This window comes from Micromonospora sp. LOL_015 (assembly GCF_048060275.1).
GTDB lineage: Bacteria > Actinomycetota > Actinomycetes > Mycobacteriales > Micromonosporaceae > Micromonospora_E.
The window spans coordinates 1-372 of the sequence record NZ_JBHMIO010000204.1 but is presented as its reverse complement, the minus strand read 5'-3'; the positions used below and the strand labels follow the sequence as shown (position 1 = coordinate 372).

Below are 372 nucleotides of genomic sequence, written 5' to 3'. Positions count from 1 at the left end.
GCCTCGCCTGGCTGCACTCCGCCTCCACACCCACCGACGTGCTCCTCACCGCGCACCGCCGGCGCGGCACCGCCGGAATGGACGACACCGGCGTGCTACCCGGATACACCGGCACCGCCGTACACGACGCGTGGGCCCCGTACGACACCTACACCACCGCCCGGCACGCCCTGTGCAACGCCCACGTCCTACGGGAACTGGTCTACGTGGTCGACACCGCCACCGGGCAGGTCGCCGACCTCGCCGGCCAAGCCATCGACGCCCTGCGGCACCTGAACCGCCTGACGGTCACGGCCCGCGCCGACGGCTGCGAACCCGACCCGGCCGACCTCGCCGAACAGACCCACCTGCTGCGCTCGGCCGTCGTGCTCG

1 protein-coding gene is annotated in these 372 nt (G+C 73.4%); it reads left to right on the top strand.

Annotated features, from left to right (window positions below):
* The coding region (locus ACFHWU_RS29495; protein ID WP_416592352.1) for an IS66 family transposase at positions 1 to 372 on the top strand (372 nt) is incomplete at both ends.